The organism is Microbulbifer mixtoriginis (SeqCode) (genome assembly GCF_052468275.1).
Genome location: NZ_CP174341.1, coordinates 960,875 through 978,997, shown reverse-complemented (window position 1 = coordinate 978,997; position 18,123 = coordinate 960,875). Strand labels below are relative to the sequence as shown.

The following is an 18,123-nucleotide window of genomic DNA, read 5'->3' as shown; positions in this document are numbered from 1 at the left end:
ATAAGCCACCGCAGGTATTTCACTTATCAGGAGTTTATTGTAGAGCCCTCATCCGACTCCACAATATTCATCATCATGCCCAATGACCATGGAATGGCCGTTTGGCAAAAAAATATCGCTAATTAAACACTTACTTCTGTGGAGACACTCATCATGGAATTTACTCAGGCGTTATTGCGCTTTTTCCAGACTGGCGGCCCTTTTATGTATCCTATTGCCCTAGTGCTGGTTATCGGCCTCGCTATGGTAGTGGAACGCTGGATTTTTCTTTCCCGCGCTAAGAGCGCCAATCGCCGCGCTTATCTGCAGGTATTACCGCTACTGCAAAAACGCAGTTATCAAAATGTATTACAACTGGCCCGAGACAACGATGCTGCGATGGGTCGCATTGCCGCCGCCGGTATTAATACCCTGCAATTCGCCAAGCGCGAGGAAAATATTGCATTGGCAATCGAAGAGGGCATCCTCGAAGCAGTACCGCGCCTGGAAAAGCGCACCAACTACCTGGCTACCCTGGCCAATATTGCTACCCTACTCGGTTTATTAGGCACCATTATGGGCCTTATCGCAGCGTTCACCGCTGTAGCCGCTGCCGACCCTGCGGAAAAAGCCACTATGTTGTCTACCAGTATCTCCGTAGCAATGAATACCACCGCATTCGGGCTTATCTCAGCAATTCCCCTTCTGCTATTTAATTCCATGCTACAAAACAAGACCAATGAAATTGTAGATAGCCTGCAGATGGCCGGAGTAAAGTTCCTAAACCTGTTGACTATGGGCCGCCCACAAAAAACGGAACAGCAGCGCGCAGTGAATGCCTGAGGGCTCTCGCCATGTTGAAATTAAATATTCGTCGCCGTGGACACGAGGAAGCAGAGCTGGACATCACCTCTTTTATGAGCCTGATGACTATCCTGGTTCCTGTACTGCTGCTCAATATGGTGTTTTCCCATATCTCAGTTTTAAAACTCAATCTTCCTGGCATCAGTGATGGAAGCAGTAGTGCAACTGAACAGGAAAATCGACAGTTGGAACTGGTATTACGCACCGCACATGTTGATATCAATTACCCGGCAGGGCAACTAGTCAGGCGAGTGGAGAATATCGGTGGTGAACCAGATATGGAAACGGTTTCCCTGATACTGCAGCAAATAAAGCGAAACTTAAGGGAAAAATCCATCGAGAAAGACGACTTGGTCATTCTCTCGGAAAAAGGTACATCCTATAAAACCCTGGTGGCAGCTATGGATACCGCACGCAGCTATCGAGCAGTAGTTGCCGCATCGGTCGTCGATGCCGAGTTGTTTCCACAGATTTCCCTGGGCGATGCCCCCCAGCAAACAACCGTAGTGGGGAAATAAAATGATGCTTAACGCAGCCGCCAAATTACAGGAGCGGCGTCAGCGACAGAAACGACAGCAATCGAAGCTCAATCTGGTTTCTCTAATGGACATTTTCACCATTCTGGTATTTTTCCTGTTGGTGAACTCCACTAGCGATGTACAGGTTTTGCAAACAGATAAAACCATCAAGCTACCCAAGTCCACTTCTCAGCAAAAGCCGGAAGTTACTACGGTCGTGAGGGTCAATAATCAGCAATTATTCGTTGGTGATCGCATGATCGTGGGCATTAACGATATTGACGCTGGTAAGGAAAATATCGAGCCCCTCTTGAAGGAACTGGAGTACCGCGCCGAACGCGCCGGTGAACTCAGCGACGAGCAAAAGCAAAGGGGACGCTCGGTCACCATTATGGGTGACGAGCAGGTTCCCTATGAGTTGCTCAAACAGATTATGCAGACCTGCGCCCAGGCAGATTACCGCGATATCTCTTTTGCTGTTGAGCAGACAGCACCAATAGATCCCGCGGGGGTGGAAAGCTGATATGAGCACTGCAACCAGCCGCTATGCCCCCTGGCAACTACAGGAAACCCTGTTGCCCTGGTCCGCTTCCAACCAGGAAGACCAGCGCTTTATAAAGTTCCTGCGTGCAGGGCTTATTGTCTTCGCCGTTTGCGGTTCCATCGTTACCTTTGCTCCAGTGCCGGAGCTGACCCGGGAACAGGCAGAGCGAGTGCCACCACAACTGGCCAAGGTTATCCTGGAGAAAAAGGAGCTCCCCAAGCCGAAGCCCAAACCCAAGGCCAAACCGAAGCCTGAGGAAAAAAAACCCGACGCAGAGAAACCCAAAGAAAAACCAGAACCTAAAAAAGTCGAGAAGGAAAAGCCGAAACCGGCTCCGAAACCCGAGCCCAGTAAAGTAGAGACACCCCCTGTTGCCACTATACAAAAAGCGCGGGAAAAAGCGGCGAGCAGCGGCATCAATGCCCTGGCCGACGATTTATTAGATATGCGTGAGAGTTTTGATACGGGTGAAGTTACCCGCGGTCAGCTCAGTGCCGGCAGCGCCACTGCTGCACAAACACAGCGCAATATGATCAGTGACAAATCCAAAACTTCGAGCGGCGGTGTCAGGGCCGGGAGCATCAGCACTGACACGGGAGGCGTATCACTGGCGGGCCGACAAACCACCCGGGTTGAGCAGGCTCAGGCGAAAGGCTCCGCCAAGCAGGCGGCCAGGAGAGTCAGAGGTGAGAAGTTGGCGCGAACTGACAATGCCATTCGCGGCATAATGGAGGCCAACAAGGCGGCAATCAATGCGATCTATGACCGTGCCTTACGCCGTGATCCCACCCTACAGGGTAAAATTACCGTGCAGCTGGTGATTGAAGCAAACGGCACTATTTCGTCCATCAAGTTGATTGAGAGTGAGCTGAACAACCCCGCCCTGGAGCGCAAGCTGCTGGCGAGGATCCGCATGATTAACTTTGGTTCTGCGGATGTTAAAGCCACAACCCGCAATTACTCCATCGACTTCCTGCCATCCTGATTGGGGTTTTGGATAAATGACATTGGCACAGCGGAGCAACCCTTTACAGCTTGCTCGCTGTGCCAATTTCTCTTCCGCACTGATTAATTCAAATCTGCAGCGTATTGTCGCAGTAGCTGTAGAGGTACTATCTCTAGAGCTTTCACATGGGTACGCTGTAAAAAAACTCTCGGTGCCCTATCCTGCTGCTGGGCCTCCAACCAGCGGGCGGCGCACAGGCACCAGCGGTCTCCCGGAGCCAACCCCGGAAACCCGTACTCCTCAATCGGCGTACTCAGGTCGTTGCCACGGCTGCGGGAAAATGCCAAGAACTCATCATTTACTTCCACACAAACCGTGTGGGAGCCTTGATCCTCTTGGCAGGTGTTGCAGCAGCCGTCGCGAAAAAAACCGGTCATTGGTGCCAGGCTGCAGGGAATAAGTGCATCGCCAAACACATTAACCGAACTATCCATCTCCATTATCAGCCTTCCCCCTCGGTGCCATTGAGTAATTCGATATCCACCAGCTGCCAATGCAGCCCATTGCGCTGCATAATCAACCGCAGTTCTGCCCGGTTGGCCTCCCCGTAATCCGCACTCAGGTGGTTAATATCGGTAAAACGCCATTTGAGACGTCTCCAACTGCTCTCAGGCTTTTCTTCAGAATCTTGCCGGGTCTGCGGATAGGAATCTGCCTGGGGTGCTGTGTCCTGGCCAAACAACTTTCGTTCCATCCCCTGTAAGTCCTCACCGCCACGCAACAGGGCTGCGACCCCCTCTGGGGTTACAAACTGTTGCATTAATGGCCCCATGACAAAATTCGCACCGGCGGTTAGTAGCTCATCAAATTCCTGTGGAATTGAATTGCCTATAGAAGAGCGCAGCTGTTCCTGTAAACGGACTCTTAAATTGTCACGTAATACCGGAAAGTCTACGTAGCGTTCCAGAGTATCGATGCTCTCTCGCCTTTTTTCTGGCTCTTGCGCACCCGCCATTTGCGCCGCACGCTGCAGCTGTTCCATTGCATAAAAGGGCAGTGCCACATATCCAGCTGTGATAACCATTATTATCACAGCCCCCGCCCATAGAAATTTCTTCATTATTACCTTTCCTCTTTACGTCTAAGGGGAATTTTATGCTGAGAAAGATTCATCACCTAATTTGCCGCTGTACTGGCGTGGCATTGTTCCCACAACGCGCCTGTGCGATATTCGTCATCAAGGCTCTGCACATCCCAATCCGCTAACTTTTAATAAGGAAAACAAACAGGATGAGTGATATTTATCAGGCCCCCCAGGCAGAATTGGCCGGCAGGGAAGAGAGTAATGACTTTGGTTCTGTTGAAAAGGGGCTTGCCGGAGATTATTCCTTTTCAATTGGCGATGCCATCAGCGAGGGCTGGAAACTCTCCCTAAACAACCTCGGCACCATCTGGATTGGCCTGATACTCTATTTTGTGGGTGTTTTTGCATTAGCGTTCATACTGTTCTCGCTCTTTGGCCTCTCATTATTAGGCGCCTTTGATATTGGATCATTCCTACTTTTGACTCTTGTAGGCCCTATGGCATTAGTGGCGCTGTGTGCTCCTCTAATGGCAGGTATGGCCATGACGGGAATTAAGATTGCACGAGGAGAAAAAGCGACCGGGACCGAAGTGTTTGCCTACTTCGATAAAATCATCCCCCTGGGACTCGTATCTATTCTGACCTACATACTGATCTCTATAGGCTACACCCTCTTTATCATTCCAGGCGTTTACCTAATGGTTGCCTACATTATGGCTCTGCCACTAATTGTCGATCAAAATATGGGGGCTTGGCAGGCTATGGAGGCCTCGCGCAAGGCAATTACTCACAACTGGTTCACCTTCTTCGGTTTCTTGATTCTACTCATCGCTATTTATTTGGTAGGAAGCTTTGCTTTCTTAATCGGCTTGATTTTTGCTCTGCCATTGATGTCCGTGGCCTACGGTATCGCTTATCGCCAAGTGTTCGGCAGCTCTAGCAAAGCTTGATTTATTGATTACTCAACAGGAGTGGTCGCTTGCTGGATACCACCTACAACGTCGAAACCCCTGAGGGTATCGATCTGCGTGCACGGGCTGCAGGGCCTGTGCCGCGCATCCTCGCCTTTGCCGTGGATGTGTTTTACCGCACCCTAATACTGACCGCTCTGGGTATAGGTTTGGCCTTTGCCGAAGCCGCCGGTATAGGAATCTGGCTGGTCTGCTCCTTCCTACTGGAGTGGTTCTACCCGGTGTTTTTTGAAGTGCTGCGCGGCGGCCAGACACCGGGTAAGAAGGCCTTCGGCCTGGTGGTAGTCAACGACAATCTCACCCCCATCTCCTGGGGTGCTTCCATAGTGCGCAACCTTTTGCGCTTTGCCGACTTTCTCCCTTTCGCTTACGCCACCGGCGTTATTGCCATGACCCTCGGGCGACACTTCCAGCGTCTCGGTGACTTGGCCGCCGGTACCCTGGTGATCTACAAGGACGAGGACAAGGTGCCTGTAGCCCTGCCGGATACAACGCCTCTTCCACCACCGCGCAATTTCAAACAACAGGACCAGCTGGCCCTGATCAGTTTACTGGAACGCCACGAAGACCTGAGCGAAGCGCGCCAACAAGAGCTGGCCAATTTGCTCGAACCCGTTACCGAGAAGAGAGATAGCGCTGCACTGGAATACCTGCGCTCTGTAGGTAGTTGGTTATTGGGCGGCAGGGGCTGAGGGGTTATGAGACAGAGAGATTTTGAGAATCGCTACCGCGACAGCTGGGCACAGCTGGAAGCCTGGCTGAAAAGCGATAGCAAAAGCACGCAGGCGAGCGCCCTGGATCTTCCGGTCGTCTACCGGGAGCTGTGTCAGCAACTGGCGGTGGCCAAAGAGCGTCAATATACCAGCCGCCTGATCGACCACCTCAACAAGCTGGTTACAGCGGCCCACCACCGGGTTTACCGCCAGCAAACTCTGCGCCGCAAAGGTTGGCTGCACTATCTGTTGGCCGGATTTCCCCAGGCGGTGCGCGCCAATGGCCGCGTAGTGTTGTTGGCAACGGCACTGTTTTTACTGCCCGCCCTAGTGATGGGCATCGGCACCTACAATAACGACGCACTGATTTATGCGGTGATGTCGCCAGGAGACGTATTATCCTTGGAGTCAATGTACGATCCCGGCAACCGCGTGCTGGGGCGCGAGCGCGGCTCCGATACCGATCTGGCCATGTTTGGCTTCTATATCAAGAACAATATCGGCATTGCTTTCCGAACTTTTGCCGGGGGCATATTGTTCGGACTCGGCTCCATCTTTTTCCTGGTCTTTAATGGGCTATTTATCGGTGCGGCTTTTGGGCATATCACGCGAGTGGGATTTGTCTCCACGTTTTACCCTTTTGTGATCGGCCACGGCGCCTTTGAGCTGACCGCCATAGTACTGGCCGGCGCCGCTGGCCTGTTGTTAGGGCGCTCGCTGGTAGAGCCGGGACAACACCGCCGTTCTGTGGCACTGCGCCTGGCCAGTGTCGAGGCCATGAAAATCATGTACGGCACTTTCCTGATGCTGGTGATCGCCGCCTTCCTCGAAGCCTTCTGGTCCTCCAGCGCTACCACGCCCATAACAATGAAGTTAGGTTTCGGCGCCCTGCTGTGGCTGCTGGTATTCGCTTACTTCGCCCTGGCTGGGCGCGGGGATTCCAGCCATGCAAATTAAAAATATGGCGGTAAGGGCACGCCTGCGCTCACCCTGGGAATCCATCGATCTGGGTGTCGCCCTGGCACGCAAGCACTGGCTGCCGATGTTTCTGGTCTGGTTGTTGCCGGCAGCTTTGGTACTGGGTGCCTTAGCCTGGTTCTTCCCGGCTCATCCCGGCTGGTCACTGTTCGCTCTCTGGTGGTTAAAACCGGTGTTTGACCGCCTGCCGCTGTTCATGATCAGCCGCACTCTGTTCGGCGCACCGGTATCTGCACTGGCAGCACTCAAAGAGTTTTTCCGCCACAACCGCACCGACTGGCTCGCCTGGATCACCCTCCGTCGCCTGAGCCCGACCCGCTCTTTTGATATGCCGGTCACTGTACTGGAGCAATCCAAAGGCACGGCTCGTAGCGCGCGTATCAGTGTATTGCACCGCAAACACTCCGGTGCGGCCACCTGGCTGACCTTGACTGGTATTCACCTGGAATCCTTCTTCCTCATCGCAGCCTTTATCTTGATTTATCTGTTTATTCCCGAGCAGATTGTGGCAAATATCCAATGGATTCCACTGATTCGCGGGGAGACCCTGGCGCTGGAATGGGCATCCAATATTCTCTGTTTACTTATTATGGCGGCGGTGGCGCCGTTTTATATCGTCAGCGGCTTTTGCCTGTATATCGGCCGGCGCATCGAGCTGGAAGGCTGGGATATCGAGATTCAATTCCGCGATTTGGTCGAGCGCTACCGAGACGCTCAGCGGGCTGGTAAAAAGACCGTCACTAGCACCTCCCACCTAGCCACCATGTTGTTACTGTGCGTCCTGGCCGGCACCTCCTTGGCACCGGCGCCACAGGCCTATGCGGAAACGTTGCAAACCCCAGCTCAAGCGCAACAACACATTGACGAGATTCTCGCCGGAGAGGATTTTCACAGCATTGAGCAGGAGAGCGGCTGGCGCCTGAAAAAAATTGAAGAAGAGCGAGGAAAAATTCCCGAGTGGATCATTGAGCTATTCGAATGGCTATTCAAATGGCTTATGCAAAACTCTCAGGAGGCTGATGATTCCTCAGACATCAACTGGGGAGCACTGCTCGCCAAGCCCATTGAGTTACTACTGTGGATTGGCGTGATTGCCGGCTTGCTCTATCTGGGGTGGCGCCACCGCGAAGCCATCCTCAACAGCTTGCGCTGGCAACACAAACCGAAAACAAAACCGGTAGCGCTAGAAACCCTGTTCGGACTCGATGTACGTCAGTCCAGCCTGCCCGACGACGTATGTGCGGAAGTAATGCGCCTGTGGCGGACCGGCGATCAACGCGCCGGTCTCGGCCTCCTGTATCGTTCCACCCTGTCCCATTTAATTGAGGATTTCCAGTTCCAGTTTGGCGACCACCTTACCGAAAGCGAGTGTGCCCAGCTGGTAAGCCAGCGCCAGCGATCACCACAGGAAGCGCTGCGCCCAGTCAGCGCCCCACTGAGCCAGTTTGTGCAGCAACTCACCGGCAGTTGGCAACAGCTGGCCTATGCTCATCGCCCCCCCGCCGATGAGCAGCTGGGCGGCCTGTGCCAACAGTGGCAGGAGGTGTTCGGCAATGACCGTTAAACGTCTAGTAATTGGCTTCGCCCTGCTGCTCTGTGCGGCACTGGTATGGTTATTTCTCACCTTTTTTGAACGCTACACAGAAGAAAAGGATCGCGGTTGGGGGCCTGAGGCGCGGCGTAATCTGTTTCTGGCGGCCGAGCACTACTTGGCGCAAGTAGGGCTGGAACCGCGCCAGGCAGAAAATATCTCCGTCCTGAATGGGCTGTCCCCAAATGCGACTCTGTTTATCGCTAACTCCAGCCAAGCTTACAACTCCCAGCGGGTTGAGGAGCTACTGCAATGGGTGGAAAGCGGGGGGCACGCCATCGTAGTGGCACGTACTGCAGGGTTCGATTCCGAGAAAGGAGGCAGTGCCGAACGCGACTGGCTGCTGGAAAACCTGGGTGTCTCCATCGTAGAAGGCCACGAGGAATATCGCTTTGAGCATCCCCTGCAGCCACTGTTGGGCGAAGATGCCGAACTGAGCCCGGAGCAGAGCCCCGGTGAGGCCATGCGCGAATACAATCGCAAAATCGACGAAGCCGAAGAGCAGGCCGAGACCAAAAAGAAAAAACCCCGCAACCCAGATGTTGAACCGGAAGACTTGATCACTCTGCCTACCGCCGGTGGGGCTGAGATTCAATTACATTTCGACGCAGGCCAACTGCTCTATCACGAGGGGATCGATAACAGCAGCGCTGAGGGCGCACCGGTATTCTTCGCCAAGGTATGGCGCGAAGACGAAGCCGTGCCTTTTATGCAATTTGAGCGGGGTCAAGGGGTTATCACCCTGCTGACCGATAACACTATCTGGCAATCCCACCGCATCGGCCATTTCGACCACGCCTATTTCCTGCAGCTTTTGGCCGGAAGTGGCGATTTCGTCTTTCTGACCCGCCCTCGTTTCGACTCCCTGGGTTTTTTAGCGAAAAAGTACGCTTCTGAGTTTTTTATCTCCGGCCTACTCGCCTTGCTCGGCTGGCTGGTTCTACGTGCGCGCCGCTTTGGCCCGTTGCAACCTCCGCCTGAGATTGCCCGGCGCTCACTCTTGGAGCATATCTCCGCCTGCGGCCACTACTACTGGCGCGACGACCAGTGCGAACGGTTACTGCGCGGCCAGCGCGAAGAGCTGCTGCGCCGGCTCGGCGCTGCGGACGCCAACGCCAAGACCAAGCGCAAACTGTGCCAGCACCTCAGTGATGCCACCGGCCTCAGTGAAACCAAACTGGTCGCCTGCCTTTGGGGCACATCGGCGACCAGCGAAGAAACCTTTACCGAACAAATGCGCAATCTGCAGCGTATAGAGGCAGCCCTATGAGTGATACCACCCTGAACCCAGAACCAAAAACCCACACCGAGGCACCGGACTGGCAGGCTGCCTCAGCCCAACTGCAACTGCTACGCAACAATATCAACCGCCTGCTGATCGGTCAGGAGCAGGTCGTCGAACAGGTGTTGGTGGCCTTGCTGGCTTCCGGCCACGTATTGCTGGAAGGCGTACCCGGCCTTGGCAAAACCCTGTTGGTGCGCACCCTGGCCAGCTGCTTTGGCGGTCACTTCCGCCGCATCCAATTCACCCCGGACCTGATGCCAGCTGACGTGACCGGCCATGCCATGTACAACATGGGCGAGAGCCGCTTCGAAGTGCGCCGTGGCCCGGTGTTTACCAATCTACTCCTGGCAGATGAAATCAACCGCGCCCCGGCCAAGACCCAGGCGGCCCTGCTCGAGGTGATGCAGGAGAAGCAGGTCACTATCGACGGCAAGGCCTTTGCCGTACCCAGCCCCTTTATGGTGCTGGCCACTCAGAACCCCATCGAGCAAGAAGGCACCTACCCACTGCCAGAGGCAGAGCTGGACCGCTTCCTACTTAAGGTTCTGATCGACTACCCCAGCCTGGAAGCCGAATTGCAACTGGCCGCTGCTGCCAGCAGCGGCCGCATAGAGAAACACCTGCGGGAGAAAGCTGCCGGTGAGATAACCGTGGAGCAGTTGCAGCAACTGCAGGCCCTGGTGCCCCAAGTAGCCCTGGACCAGCAGGTATTGGACTACGCCGTGCGCCTGGTGCGTGCCACCCGTGAAGCCAACCAGCTGCGCAGCCCGGCGGGTCCCCGCGCCAGTATCGGCCTGTTGCAGGCAGCGCGCGCCAGCGCCCTGCTGCAGGGGCGCGAGTTTGTCCTGCCAGACGATATCAAAGCCATGGCGACCCCGGTCATGCGTCACCGTGTGAGCCTGTCCCCGGATATGGAAATCGACGGCGAGACCACCGACAGCGCCCTGGCCATGATTATCGATAGCGTCGAGGCGCCGCGACTGTGACACAAAGCGCCGTCGCCACTGAAGTTCCGAGCACAAAGTCCAGTCTCGGGCGAGCAGGCCCCAGCCGCCGCCTGGTGAAACTACTCGGTTACTGGTGCCTGGCCGCTCTGGCGGTGAGTGCTGCACGTATCTGGCTGCCTCAATCCGCACAGCTGCTGCAGACCCTCTGGTGGACCGCTGGCGCGCTGTTAATCGGCGCGGCCCTGCTGGATTTCCTCACCGGCCGCAGGGTTCTGGGCCTGGAGGGCGAACGCAAACTGCCCGGTAATTTGGCCCTGGGCGTGCGCAACAGTGCGCGATTGAAATTGCACAATCGCGGCCAGCGCAGCCTCACACTATCGGTGTGCGACAGTGTGCCGCAACAACTGGGCAGCAGCGGGTTACCGCGCCAGGCGCGGCTGGAGCCAGATCAGGAAGTTGCCATTGAGTACACCCTGGTGCCACACCGCCGTGGCAGTGCCGAATTCGGCCGAATCGAAGTCCTCGCCGACTCTCCCTGGGGTCTGTGGCAGACCCGTGTATGGCTCGGCAGTGAGCAAACCGTGAAGGTCTACCCCAACTTTCTCGGTATCTCCTCCCTGCAGGCGCTCTCCACCGAGCAGACCCTGCGCCACCTCGGCCTGCATCAGCAGCAGCGCCGCGGCGAAGGCATGGATTTTCGCCAGCTGCGCGAATACCGCCAGGGCGACAGCCAGCGCCAGGTAGACTGGCGCGCTAGTTCACGCCTGCACAAACTGATCAGCCGTGAATACCAGGACGAGCGCGATCAGGAAATTATTTATATGCTCGACTGCGGTCGGCGCATGCGCGCCAAAGATGGCGAACTGAGTCACTTTGATCATGCCCTCAATGGCTTGCTGCTATCCGCCTATGTGGCGATAAAGCAGGGCGACGCCGTGGGTCTGCAGGCCTTCGCCGCCGCACAGGACAGCTCTGGCGGGCAACTGCCACCGGTAAAGGGTGAGAGCGCTATCAACCTGTTGCTAAACAATGTCTACGATCTGCACTCCGGCACTGGCAGCGCGGACTACAGCGGCGCCGCCCAGCAACTGCTGGGTGCCCACAAGCGCCGCGCACTGGTGATCCTAATTACCAACCTGCGCGATGAAGACAGCAGCGAACTGCTCACCGCAGTGCGGCTGCTCACTCGCAATCACTTAGTGATGGTGGCGAGCCTGCGGGAGACCGCCGTAGACCGAATGGCACAAAAGCCTATCGGGGATTTTTCCGAGGCCGTCGAAGGCGCAGCCGCACGGGATTTTCTTCGTCGCCGTGCGCGCCTATTGCAACAGTTACAAGCCTGTAATGTACTAGTGGTGGATTCCCGTCCGGAGCTTTTGCACCAGGCGCTGGTGGAAGCCTACTGGCGTTTGAAACGCAGCGGCAAAATCTAACCGGTAATGAAAGCCGGGAATTCAAAGTATTTGATGTAAGAGGTAACCGAAGAGTGATGTTAACGATGTCCTAAAAAAATAATCCCACAGTATAGGGAGCTTAAATTGACCATGTCCCAAATCACTATCGAGCGACTCAGCAGTGCCGAAGTAAAGACTTCCCCTTTCCCCCATTTCTACCTAGAGCACTCCCTGGCCTCCGATGAGGCCAGCGCCCTGATCGCAGACTTCCCTCCTCTAGACAAAGGCGGCAGCTTCAATATCGAGGATGTCAAAACTTCGGAACGCCTGCGCAGTTTTGTCGAACAATTTGGCAGCACAGAGGTGCGAAGTATTCTCGGTGAAAAATTTGCGCTGGATCTATCTGATAAACCGATGATGGCCACCCTGCGCGGATACTCCCGAGCCAAAGATGGGCGTATCCATACGGACTCCAAAACCAAACTCATTACCGTATTGATCTATCTGAACAACGACTGGTCTGCGCCCACTGGACGCCTGCGTATCCTGCGCAGCGGCAAGAGCCTGGACGACTACAGTGATGAACTACTACCGGGACCAGGCTCTCTGGTGGCCTTTAAGGTAACGGATAATTGTTGGCATGGTTACCCCAGTTTTGTCGGCAAACGACAGGCGATCCAAATCAATTTTTTAAGCGGTGATAAAGCGAAGAAAAAACATCAGTTTTTTCATGGCATCAGCGCACGCTTAAAATCTCTTTTGCGTTAAAAAAATCGGATAATAGTTTTATCCGAATGCGACTGTACAAATTAATTAACTTGCAAACAGAAAAATTTGTTATCGATAGTGGCACTTTTTACAGCCAGCGGGTAATCTGTTGCCACTTGCCTTCGGGAATTTATTAAGTCTATCCCGGTAACTTCAAGAACCTTATTTATGAGTCGCCCGCGCACCCGTAAAAACCGCCCTCACCTGCCACAGTGGCAGGCACTGCTGCTTTTACTGGTGTTTCTCAGTGCCCGTGGTTTGGTTCCCGCAGGGTTTATGCCCGCCGCTTTTTCTGCGGGCACCCCCTACGATTTTTGCCACGGCGACAGCCGCAGCGCTCTGTTATTAAATGCCCTGGCCAGCCAGACTCAGGACCATCATCACAGCCATGGTAGTGGGCATAGTGAGCACAGTGGACACAACCACGATGCACTGACCGCGCATTCTTTTGCCGACAATCACTGTAATTTTTCCGCCGCTGCCAGTCTTGTCCATGTACCTGCATTAGACCTGCATTTCGCCAGTGAGGGGAATATTCTCCCCCTTTTCAGCAACGGCATTAACACCGCTCTTTCTTTATACTACAGCCGCCCCCTTATCCGCGCCCCTCCAGTTTAAAACCTCGGTTTTCTTATTTTTCAAAAACTAAATAGTCGAGGCCTGTTTCTGCGCTTCGCTGCACTACCTTTGCCGGTAATTTTTCTGGTTGGGATATTGCAACAGCCGTAGACCCGCTTCACTAAAAAAACTGGAATTCCCGCTGCTTAGCCGGCGGGAATAAACCCGTGCGCGCTATTTTTACCGCGCTCCCCATGGCCGTGCCTGACCTTCGGCCCAGAAACGGATAAGTCACAATGCGAAAAGTTAAACTCCAAAAGAAAAAGCCATTACACACACCACTGAGCCTGGCAATTATTGCTGGTTGCACCTTTCCATTTTCCCTAATGGCCAGTGAGGGAAATGAAAAAAAAGAGGGGGAAATGGAGCAGATGGTGGTCACCGGAGTAAAAACCGAACTGCCGCTCAACCTACTGACGGACCCGAAAATGCCTCGACAACCCCTACCGGCTAACGACGGCGCCGATTACCTAAAAACCATTCCCGGCTTTTCCGTGGTGCGCAAAGGCGGCACCAGTGGCGATCCGCTGTTGCGCGGTATGGGGGGCTCGCGCCTGGGCATGTTATTGGATGGTGAGTCTCTTATGGGTGGCTGCCCCGGCCGTATGGACCCACCTACCGCCTATATTTTCCCCGAAAGCCTCGACGAAATAGAGGTGATTAAAGGCCCCCAGAGCGTCACTCACGGACCGGGCAATTCCGCCGGGGTAGTGCTGTTCAACCAACAACGGGAGCGCCCGAGCGAACCCGAATGGGATATGCATGCGAGCCTGCTTGGCGGCAGTGCCGATCGAAAAGACGGGCTCTTTGACCTGGCGTACAAAACCCCAGAATTTTCCCTGCGCGGTTCGGCAACCTCTGCCTCTGCGGATGATTATGAGGATGGAGACGGCAATCGGGTGCACTCCGGCTACGAGCGCTGGAGTGGCAAAGCCAATCTGGCCTGGACCCCCGATGATGACAGCCGCCTGGAATTCGAAACAGCTTTTAGCGATGCCGAAGCGGCCTATGCCGACCGTGGAGTAGATGGCAGTAAATTTGCACGCGAGAGCTACAAAGCCAAATACCGGCGCAGCAATATCGGCGCTCTGCTGAATACCATCGAAGTGCAGATCTATTACAACTATGTCGATCACATCATGGATAATTACAGCCTGCGTAATCCCTCGGGAATGGCTGCCAATCCAGTCGTCATGAATTTAGACAGCGAAACCATTGGTGCCAAGCTGAGTCTGCAGCTGAGCCCTGCGGATAACTTTGAGCTGACAGCAGGCCTGGATACCTGGGAAAACCGTCACCGCGGACGCATGAGCATGAACCAGACGATGGTTGATTACCGCCAGCGCAACTGGAATACGGATGCGGAATTTTCCCAACTGGGCATTTTCTCTGAAGCCAGCTGGCAATTCGCTCCGGATCAACGCTGGATCGCCGGCGCCAGACTGGATGACTGGGAAGTGCGCGACCTGCGCGAGACAATTTCGTTATCGATGATGTCCTCGGTCGATAACCCCACCGCTGGTGAGAGCCGCTCAGAACAACTGCCCAGCGGTTTTATACGCTATGAATTGGCGCTGCCAAGTACCTCCACGAGCTCTGCCACCCTCTACGCCGGGCTTGGCTACAGTGAGCGCTTCCCGGATTACTGGGAAATATTTTCCCGCGAAGCAGCAGATTCCTATAGCGCACTCAATATAGAGTCAGAAAAAACCAGTCAACTGGATATCGGCACTATCTATCGCACTGAAAAATTGTCTGCCAGTATTTCCGCTTTCGCCAGTGATGTCCGCGACTACCTGTTAGTACAGAATGATTACCAGAAGGCTGCGGTGATGTCAGGCATGGGCACCATGCCCTCGATGGGCAATGCAATGGATATGGGGGAGCCTGGGGATAAGCGTACCGCTGCGGTAATTCGCAATATTCAGGCGCGCACCTGGGGACTAGAACTAGATGCCAGCTATCAATTAAACGAAAACTGGCGCACCGAATTTACGGTCACTTCAGTGCGTGGTGCCAACGACACAGACAATACCACCCTGGCCCAACTGCCCCCACTGGAAACACGCCTGGGGCTGCACTATGAGCAAGCTCAGTGGTCGGCGGGTATTCTGTGGCGGGCTATTGCCAGCCAGGATCGCGTCGATATCGGTAAGGGTAACATTATCGGACAGGACTTTGGGCCCACAGATTCCGCCGACGTACTGTCAATTAACGCAGGTTGGCGCCCAAGCCAGCGGCTGCTATTCACTGCAGGGGTCGATAACTTACTAGATGAAACCTATGCAGAACATATCAGCCGTGCAGGTGCGGAAATTCCCAACTTCCCACAGTTGGATAGGGTTAATGAACCCGGTAGGACTTTATGGATAAAAACCATTTACCGTATTTAAAACACGATGACTAATTAACTGGTCTGAAAAGCCGGACATAGTATGTTAAGCGGGAAACACCTTAAATTTTCCGCTTAACATAAATTTATAGTTAAAAGCGATAGGAAAAATTAAGACTTAAAGTACGTAAGTGCCCAAGGTTCACACGGTAGACAGAATTAATATCGTTGTAGTTGTATTCTATGGAAGTATCAAAATCCTGGTTCCACATAAACCGATAGCCGACCCCAAGATTCCAGAAAGAGTCGTTGCCACTGGCATCGATCACATGATAATAATGGCCGTCGTAATACCAGTCTTTTTCCTTGTCATAAATATCATACAGGTGCCACTTGTCTTTATTGTGATACCAATAACCATATTTACGCACATCATTCAGATCAACATCGGCATAATTCCACCCCGCCATCCAGTAGAGACACTGAACGTAACAATTCAGGGTAAAATCCACTTTAAAATTGAGCCCCACCTGATTAATTCGCACGTGATTATCATCAAAGCGGGAAAATTGTAAATTCACCTGCCAAACACCCACGGCGGGTGTCACGCCAACGCTGACATAACCAAAAAAATCCCGCTGATCATTGAGCTGCAATTCCCCTGAACCCAGTCCCAGCGTGGTAATAATTCGATATTCACCCGACTCAATACCATCGAAAGGATTATTCCATTCGACTGCAGTGACCAATGGTGATAACAGTAAGGCCAAGACACATAACACCGTCTTCATTACATCCATCCTTGCAGCACGACGCTTTTTAATTCATCCCCCTTACCAAAGCTTAGCTGTCATGGTTATCCACCTCAGAAACTTATCCGAATCGAATGCCAAATTTATATGGATAATGATCCTTAAAGGCTTTCCACATCAATAATGGCCCAGATACCACCGGCAAATGCTGGGTTATCCCGCAAATTGTCGACGTCTTGAGGCTGCGGCATCGGCTCTCCAGCTTGCCGTAATTCTTCCAGGCGTTGAAAAATAGTCTCCGCCATTTTTTGTAGAGCGGCATCCAGAGTTTCGGCATAGCAGTGACAATGCGGCAGGTCGGGTGCTATGGCACCAAAGCCGGCGTATTCAATGTTGTGAAGCACAACCGGATAGCGCATTAGAAAATTCTCTTATACATTGGCTTTCCAAAGCGTAGACGGGTTTCAAAACTGCGAACGAAATATGGCAAGGAAAATCAACAAATTCCCCAATAAAATAAACCCTGCGCAACCGCACCTATTACTTCAGAATAAACCGAAAGCTGAATAATTAATTTTTGAATTTATTGTCTAGGTTGGAGCTGAACCTCATTGCGAGGGATTGCATTATTTAACCAGAATGGTTATTGGAGGGGCGACGCCAAACACCCTAACCACTGCGACATTTAAACCTTATCAAGGTGCGAACGACGAAAAATTTAGCGCGGCATTCTTCCGAGAAGTGCCCTACGGGAAAAAATCATGCCGTTAAGAGTGCGCCATAGGAATTTTTGATTTTCTGCCTCCGGCTCCACCAGGGCATCCTGCTGCCGCTGTAACCAGGCAATCTCCTGTTCCAGCTGCCTGCGTAAACAGCGGGTTTCACTCAGATCTGAAGCTTTGCGGCTCACCTGAAGAGGCATAGCGCCGGCCTTTTGTGCTGGTTTTAAAGGTCGATAAAAATAAATAGAACCCCCACCGAAGTGGGGGCATGGCAAGCTTAGTTCACTGGAGACTCTGCATTTAGCAAATCCTGCCAATTGTAAGATGCATCACCGATCACATAGAAAAACGGATTCAGCAAAGAATCTTTGCTGTTATAACGCAGCAGCTTGAAGGAATCGTCCACCACTGTGCCACCGGCAGCTTCAACCACCGCCTGGGCCGCGGCTGTATCCCACTCACAAGTGGGTGCGAGCCGCGGGTAGAGATCAGCGGCCCCTTCAGCCACCAGACACAGTTTGAGAGAGCTACCCATGTTTTTACAGACCACCGCACCCAATTTGGATTCGATACGCTCTACCAGTTGATCTACGGCGCCGGCACCATGGCTGCGGCTAGCAACCAATTCCACTGCATCGCCAGCTTCCAGGCGCGGCTTCAGCGGGCGCACATGAATTTCTCTATCGCCGGATAGCGTGCGCTTAAAGGCACCATCACCCTTGCCACCAGCATAGGTGATATCCAGTACCGGCACATGCACCACCCCCAGCACAGGTTCACCATTTTCAATAAGGGCCACATTAACGGTGAACTCACCAGTGCGACGAATAAATTCCTTGGTGCCATCCAGCGGGTCCACAATCCAGTACCGCTGCCACTGGCTGCGCTCGGCAAATGATGGCATTTCCTGCTCTTCCGATAATACCGGTACACCATCAATCAGCTGCGCCAGAGCAGGGGCTAAAATTTTGTGTGCCGCTAAATCCGCGGCTGTAACCGGCGAGTCATCCGCCTTGGTGTCCACCTCCAGCTCAGCACTGCTGTGATAAACCTCTAAGATAGCTTCACCGGCGTTTTTGCAGATTGCAATCACCTGCTCCAATAATGCCTTATTCAT

The 18,123-nt window shown here is 53.6% G+C and carries 20 protein-coding genes; 14 read left to right on the top strand and 6 right to left on the bottom strand.

All coding sequences use genetic code 11. From position 1 onward, the window contains the following. The first annotated feature begins 153 nt into the window (after window positions 1-153). The 4 genes from ACJJIC_RS04425 to ACJJIC_RS04410 are packed head-to-tail and all read left to right on the top strand — an operon-like array spanning window position 154 to window position 2,890. The gene (locus ACJJIC_RS04425) at window positions 154-822 is read left to right on the top strand and encodes a MotA/TolQ/ExbB proton channel family protein (RefSeq protein ID WP_252083686.1); all 669 of its coding nucleotides are present in this window, start codon (window positions 154-156) and stop codon (window positions 820-822) included. A gap of 11 nt (window positions 823-833) precedes the next feature. After that, a complete protein-coding gene (locus ACJJIC_RS04420) occupies window positions 834-1,361 on the top strand; it encodes an ExbD/TolR family protein (protein ID WP_444910732.1) in 528 nt (175 codons plus the stop codon). A 1-nt stretch (window position 1,362) separates the two neighbouring features. Further along, window positions 1,363-1,884, top strand: coding sequence for an ExbD/TolR family protein (locus ACJJIC_RS04415; RefSeq protein ID WP_444887456.1), 522 nt, complete (start codon window positions 1,363-1,365; stop codon window positions 1,882-1,884). A gap of 1 nt (window position 1,885) precedes the next feature. Further along, window positions 1,886-2,890 (top strand): AgmX/PglI C-terminal domain-containing protein, encoded by a 1,005-nt coding sequence (locus ACJJIC_RS04410; RefSeq protein WP_444910733.1) that lies wholly within the window; start codon window positions 1,886-1,888, stop codon window positions 2,888-2,890. 83 nt (window positions 2,891-2,973) lie between these two features. Here the strand turns inward: ACJJIC_RS04410 and ACJJIC_RS04405 are convergent, their stop codons facing one another. Together ACJJIC_RS04405 and ACJJIC_RS04400 are read right to left on the bottom strand one after the other, a co-directional pair. Continuing rightward, window positions 2,974-3,351 carry a DUF2237 family protein gene (locus ACJJIC_RS04405; RefSeq protein WP_444910734.1) on the bottom strand — a complete coding sequence of 126 codons (378 nt, stop codon included), beginning with the start codon at window positions 3,349-3,351 and terminating at the stop codon, window positions 2,974-2,976. Between the two features lie 2 nt (window positions 3,352-3,353). Next, window positions 3,354-3,971 (bottom strand): DUF2939 domain-containing protein, encoded by a 618-nt coding sequence (locus ACJJIC_RS04400; protein ID WP_444899588.1) that lies wholly within the window; start codon window positions 3,969-3,971, stop codon window positions 3,354-3,356. Between the two features lie 170 nt (window positions 3,972-4,141). On the opposite strand from ACJJIC_RS04400, the gene ACJJIC_RS04395 reads away from it, so the two are divergent. From ACJJIC_RS04395 to ACJJIC_RS04350, 10 genes are all read left to right on the top strand, one after another. After that, window positions 4,142-4,885: a hypothetical protein gene (locus ACJJIC_RS04395; RefSeq protein WP_444910735.1), complete on the top strand. Its 744-nt coding sequence runs from the start codon at window positions 4,142-4,144 to the stop codon at window positions 4,883-4,885. A gap of 29 nt (window positions 4,886-4,914) precedes the next feature. After that, complete coding sequence (locus ACJJIC_RS04390; RefSeq protein ID WP_444910736.1) at window positions 4,915-5,598, top strand: RDD family protein; 684 nt, start codon at window positions 4,915-4,917, stop codon at window positions 5,596-5,598. A 6-nt stretch (window positions 5,599-5,604) separates the two neighbouring features. Next, window positions 5,605-6,576: a stage II sporulation protein M gene (locus tag ACJJIC_RS04385; protein WP_444910737.1), complete on the top strand. Its 972-nt coding sequence runs from the start codon at window positions 5,605-5,607 to the stop codon at window positions 6,574-6,576. Continuing rightward, window positions 6,566-8,161, top strand: a complete 1,596-nt coding sequence (locus ACJJIC_RS04380; protein WP_444910738.1) for a DUF4129 domain-containing protein — start codon at window positions 6,566-6,568, stop codon at window positions 8,159-8,161. Before ACJJIC_RS04385 ends, ACJJIC_RS04380 begins: the two co-directional genes overlap by 11 nt. After that, window positions 8,151-9,458 carry a DUF4350 domain-containing protein gene (locus tag ACJJIC_RS04375; RefSeq protein WP_444910739.1) on the top strand — a complete coding sequence of 436 codons (1,308 nt, stop codon included), beginning with the start codon at window positions 8,151-8,153 and terminating at the stop codon, window positions 9,456-9,458. Before ACJJIC_RS04380 ends, ACJJIC_RS04375 begins: the two co-directional genes overlap by 11 nt. Further along, window positions 9,455-10,459, top strand: coding sequence for an AAA family ATPase (locus tag ACJJIC_RS04370; RefSeq protein ID WP_444910740.1), 1,005 nt, complete (start codon window positions 9,455-9,457; stop codon window positions 10,457-10,459). The genes ACJJIC_RS04375 and ACJJIC_RS04370 overlap by 4 nt, the downstream gene beginning before the upstream one ends. Continuing rightward, on the top strand, window positions 10,456-11,853 hold the full coding sequence (locus tag ACJJIC_RS04365; protein ID WP_444910741.1) for a DUF58 domain-containing protein: 1,398 nt from the start codon (window positions 10,456-10,458) through the stop codon (window positions 11,851-11,853). Before ACJJIC_RS04370 ends, ACJJIC_RS04365 begins: the two co-directional genes overlap by 4 nt. A 111-nt stretch (window positions 11,854-11,964) precedes the next feature. Continuing rightward, window positions 11,965-12,582: a 2OG-Fe(II) oxygenase gene (locus ACJJIC_RS04360; RefSeq protein ID WP_444910742.1), complete on the top strand. Its 618-nt coding sequence runs from the start codon at window positions 11,965-11,967 to the stop codon at window positions 12,580-12,582. Between the two features lie 168 nt (window positions 12,583-12,750). After that, window positions 12,751-13,200 (top strand): hypothetical protein, encoded by a 450-nt coding sequence (locus tag ACJJIC_RS04355; protein WP_444910743.1) that lies wholly within the window; start codon window positions 12,751-12,753, stop codon window positions 13,198-13,200. A 236-nt stretch (window positions 13,201-13,436) separates the two neighbouring features. Beyond that, entirely contained in the window at window positions 13,437-15,593 is a 2,157-nt protein-coding gene (locus ACJJIC_RS04350) for a TonB-dependent copper receptor (protein ID WP_445356520.1), read from the top strand. Between the two features lie 91 nt (window positions 15,594-15,684). Here the strand turns inward: ACJJIC_RS04350 and ACJJIC_RS04345 are convergent, their stop codons facing one another. From ACJJIC_RS04345 to cysQ, 4 genes are all read right to left on the bottom strand, one after another. Then, the gene (locus ACJJIC_RS04345) at window positions 15,685-16,323 is read right to left on the bottom strand and encodes an outer membrane beta-barrel protein (RefSeq protein WP_444910745.1); all 639 of its coding nucleotides are present in this window, start codon (window positions 16,321-16,323) and stop codon (window positions 15,685-15,687) included. 122 nt (window positions 16,324-16,445) lie between these two features. Next, on the bottom strand, window positions 16,446-16,703 hold the full coding sequence (locus tag ACJJIC_RS04340; RefSeq protein ID WP_252083702.1) for a type II toxin-antitoxin system HicB family antitoxin: 258 nt from the start codon (window positions 16,701-16,703) through the stop codon (window positions 16,446-16,448). A gap of 299 nt (window positions 16,704-17,002) precedes the next feature. Further along, on the bottom strand, window positions 17,003-17,206 hold the full coding sequence (locus ACJJIC_RS04335) for a hypothetical protein (protein ID WP_444910746.1): 204 nt from the start codon (window positions 17,204-17,206) through the stop codon (window positions 17,003-17,005). Between the two features lie 77 nt (window positions 17,207-17,283). Beyond that, window positions 17,284-18,123 (bottom strand): 3'(2'),5'-bisphosphate nucleotidase CysQ, encoded by an 840-nt coding sequence (gene cysQ, locus ACJJIC_RS04330; RefSeq protein ID WP_445356519.1) that lies wholly within the window; start codon window positions 18,121-18,123, stop codon window positions 17,284-17,286.

What these genes read in the sequence shown, in the direction of transcription:
- ACJJIC_RS04425 (WP_252083686.1), top strand. Translation starts at nt 154, where the DNA reads ATGGAATTTACTCAGGCGTTATTGCGCTTTTTCCAGACTGGCGGCCCT.
- ACJJIC_RS04420 (WP_444910732.1), top strand. Translation starts at nt 834, where the DNA reads ATGTTGAAATTAAATATTCGTCGCCGTGGACACGAGGAAGCAGAGCTG.
- ACJJIC_RS04415 (WP_444887456.1), top strand. Translation starts at nt 1,363, where the DNA reads ATGATGCTTAACGCAGCCGCCAAATTACAGGAGCGGCGTCAGCGACAG.
- ACJJIC_RS04410 (WP_444910733.1), top strand. Translation starts at nt 1,886, where the DNA reads ATGAGCACTGCAACCAGCCGCTATGCCCCCTGGCAACTACAGGAAACC.
- ACJJIC_RS04405 (WP_444910734.1), bottom strand. Translation starts at nt 3,351, where the DNA reads ATGGAGATGGATAGTTCGGTTAATGTGTTTGGCGATGCACTTATTCCC.
- ACJJIC_RS04400 (WP_444899588.1), bottom strand. Translation starts at nt 3,971, where the DNA reads ATGAAGAAATTTCTATGGGCGGGGGCTGTGATAATAATGGTTATCACA.
- ACJJIC_RS04395 (WP_444910735.1), top strand. Translation starts at nt 4,142, where the DNA reads ATGAGTGATATTTATCAGGCCCCCCAGGCAGAATTGGCCGGCAGGGAA.
- ACJJIC_RS04385 (WP_444910737.1), top strand. Translation starts at nt 5,605, where the DNA reads ATGAGACAGAGAGATTTTGAGAATCGCTACCGCGACAGCTGGGCACAG.
- ACJJIC_RS04380 (WP_444910738.1), top strand. Translation starts at nt 6,566, where the DNA reads ATGCAAATTAAAAATATGGCGGTAAGGGCACGCCTGCGCTCACCCTGG.
- ACJJIC_RS04375 (WP_444910739.1), top strand. Translation starts at nt 8,151, where the DNA reads ATGACCGTTAAACGTCTAGTAATTGGCTTCGCCCTGCTGCTCTGTGCG.
- ACJJIC_RS04370 (WP_444910740.1), top strand. Translation starts at nt 9,455, where the DNA reads ATGAGTGATACCACCCTGAACCCAGAACCAAAAACCCACACCGAGGCA.
- ACJJIC_RS04360 (WP_444910742.1), top strand. Translation starts at nt 11,965, where the DNA reads ATGTCCCAAATCACTATCGAGCGACTCAGCAGTGCCGAAGTAAAGACT.
- ACJJIC_RS04355 (WP_444910743.1), top strand. Translation starts at nt 12,751, where the DNA reads ATGAGTCGCCCGCGCACCCGTAAAAACCGCCCTCACCTGCCACAGTGG.
- ACJJIC_RS04350 (WP_445356520.1), top strand. Translation starts at nt 13,437, where the DNA reads ATGCGAAAAGTTAAACTCCAAAAGAAAAAGCCATTACACACACCACTG.
- ACJJIC_RS04345 (WP_444910745.1), bottom strand. Translation starts at nt 16,323, where the DNA reads ATGAAGACGGTGTTATGTGTCTTGGCCTTACTGTTATCACCATTGGTC.
- ACJJIC_RS04340 (WP_252083702.1), bottom strand. Translation starts at nt 16,703, where the DNA reads ATGCGCTATCCGGTTGTGCTTCACAACATTGAATACGCCGGCTTTGGT.
- ACJJIC_RS04335 (WP_444910746.1), bottom strand. Translation starts at nt 17,206, where the DNA reads ATGCCTCTTCAGGTGAGCCGCAAAGCTTCAGATCTGAGTGAAACCCGC.
- cysQ (WP_445356519.1), bottom strand. Translation starts at nt 18,123, where the DNA reads ATGAATAAGGCATTATTGGAGCAGGTGATTGCAATCTGCAAAAACGCC.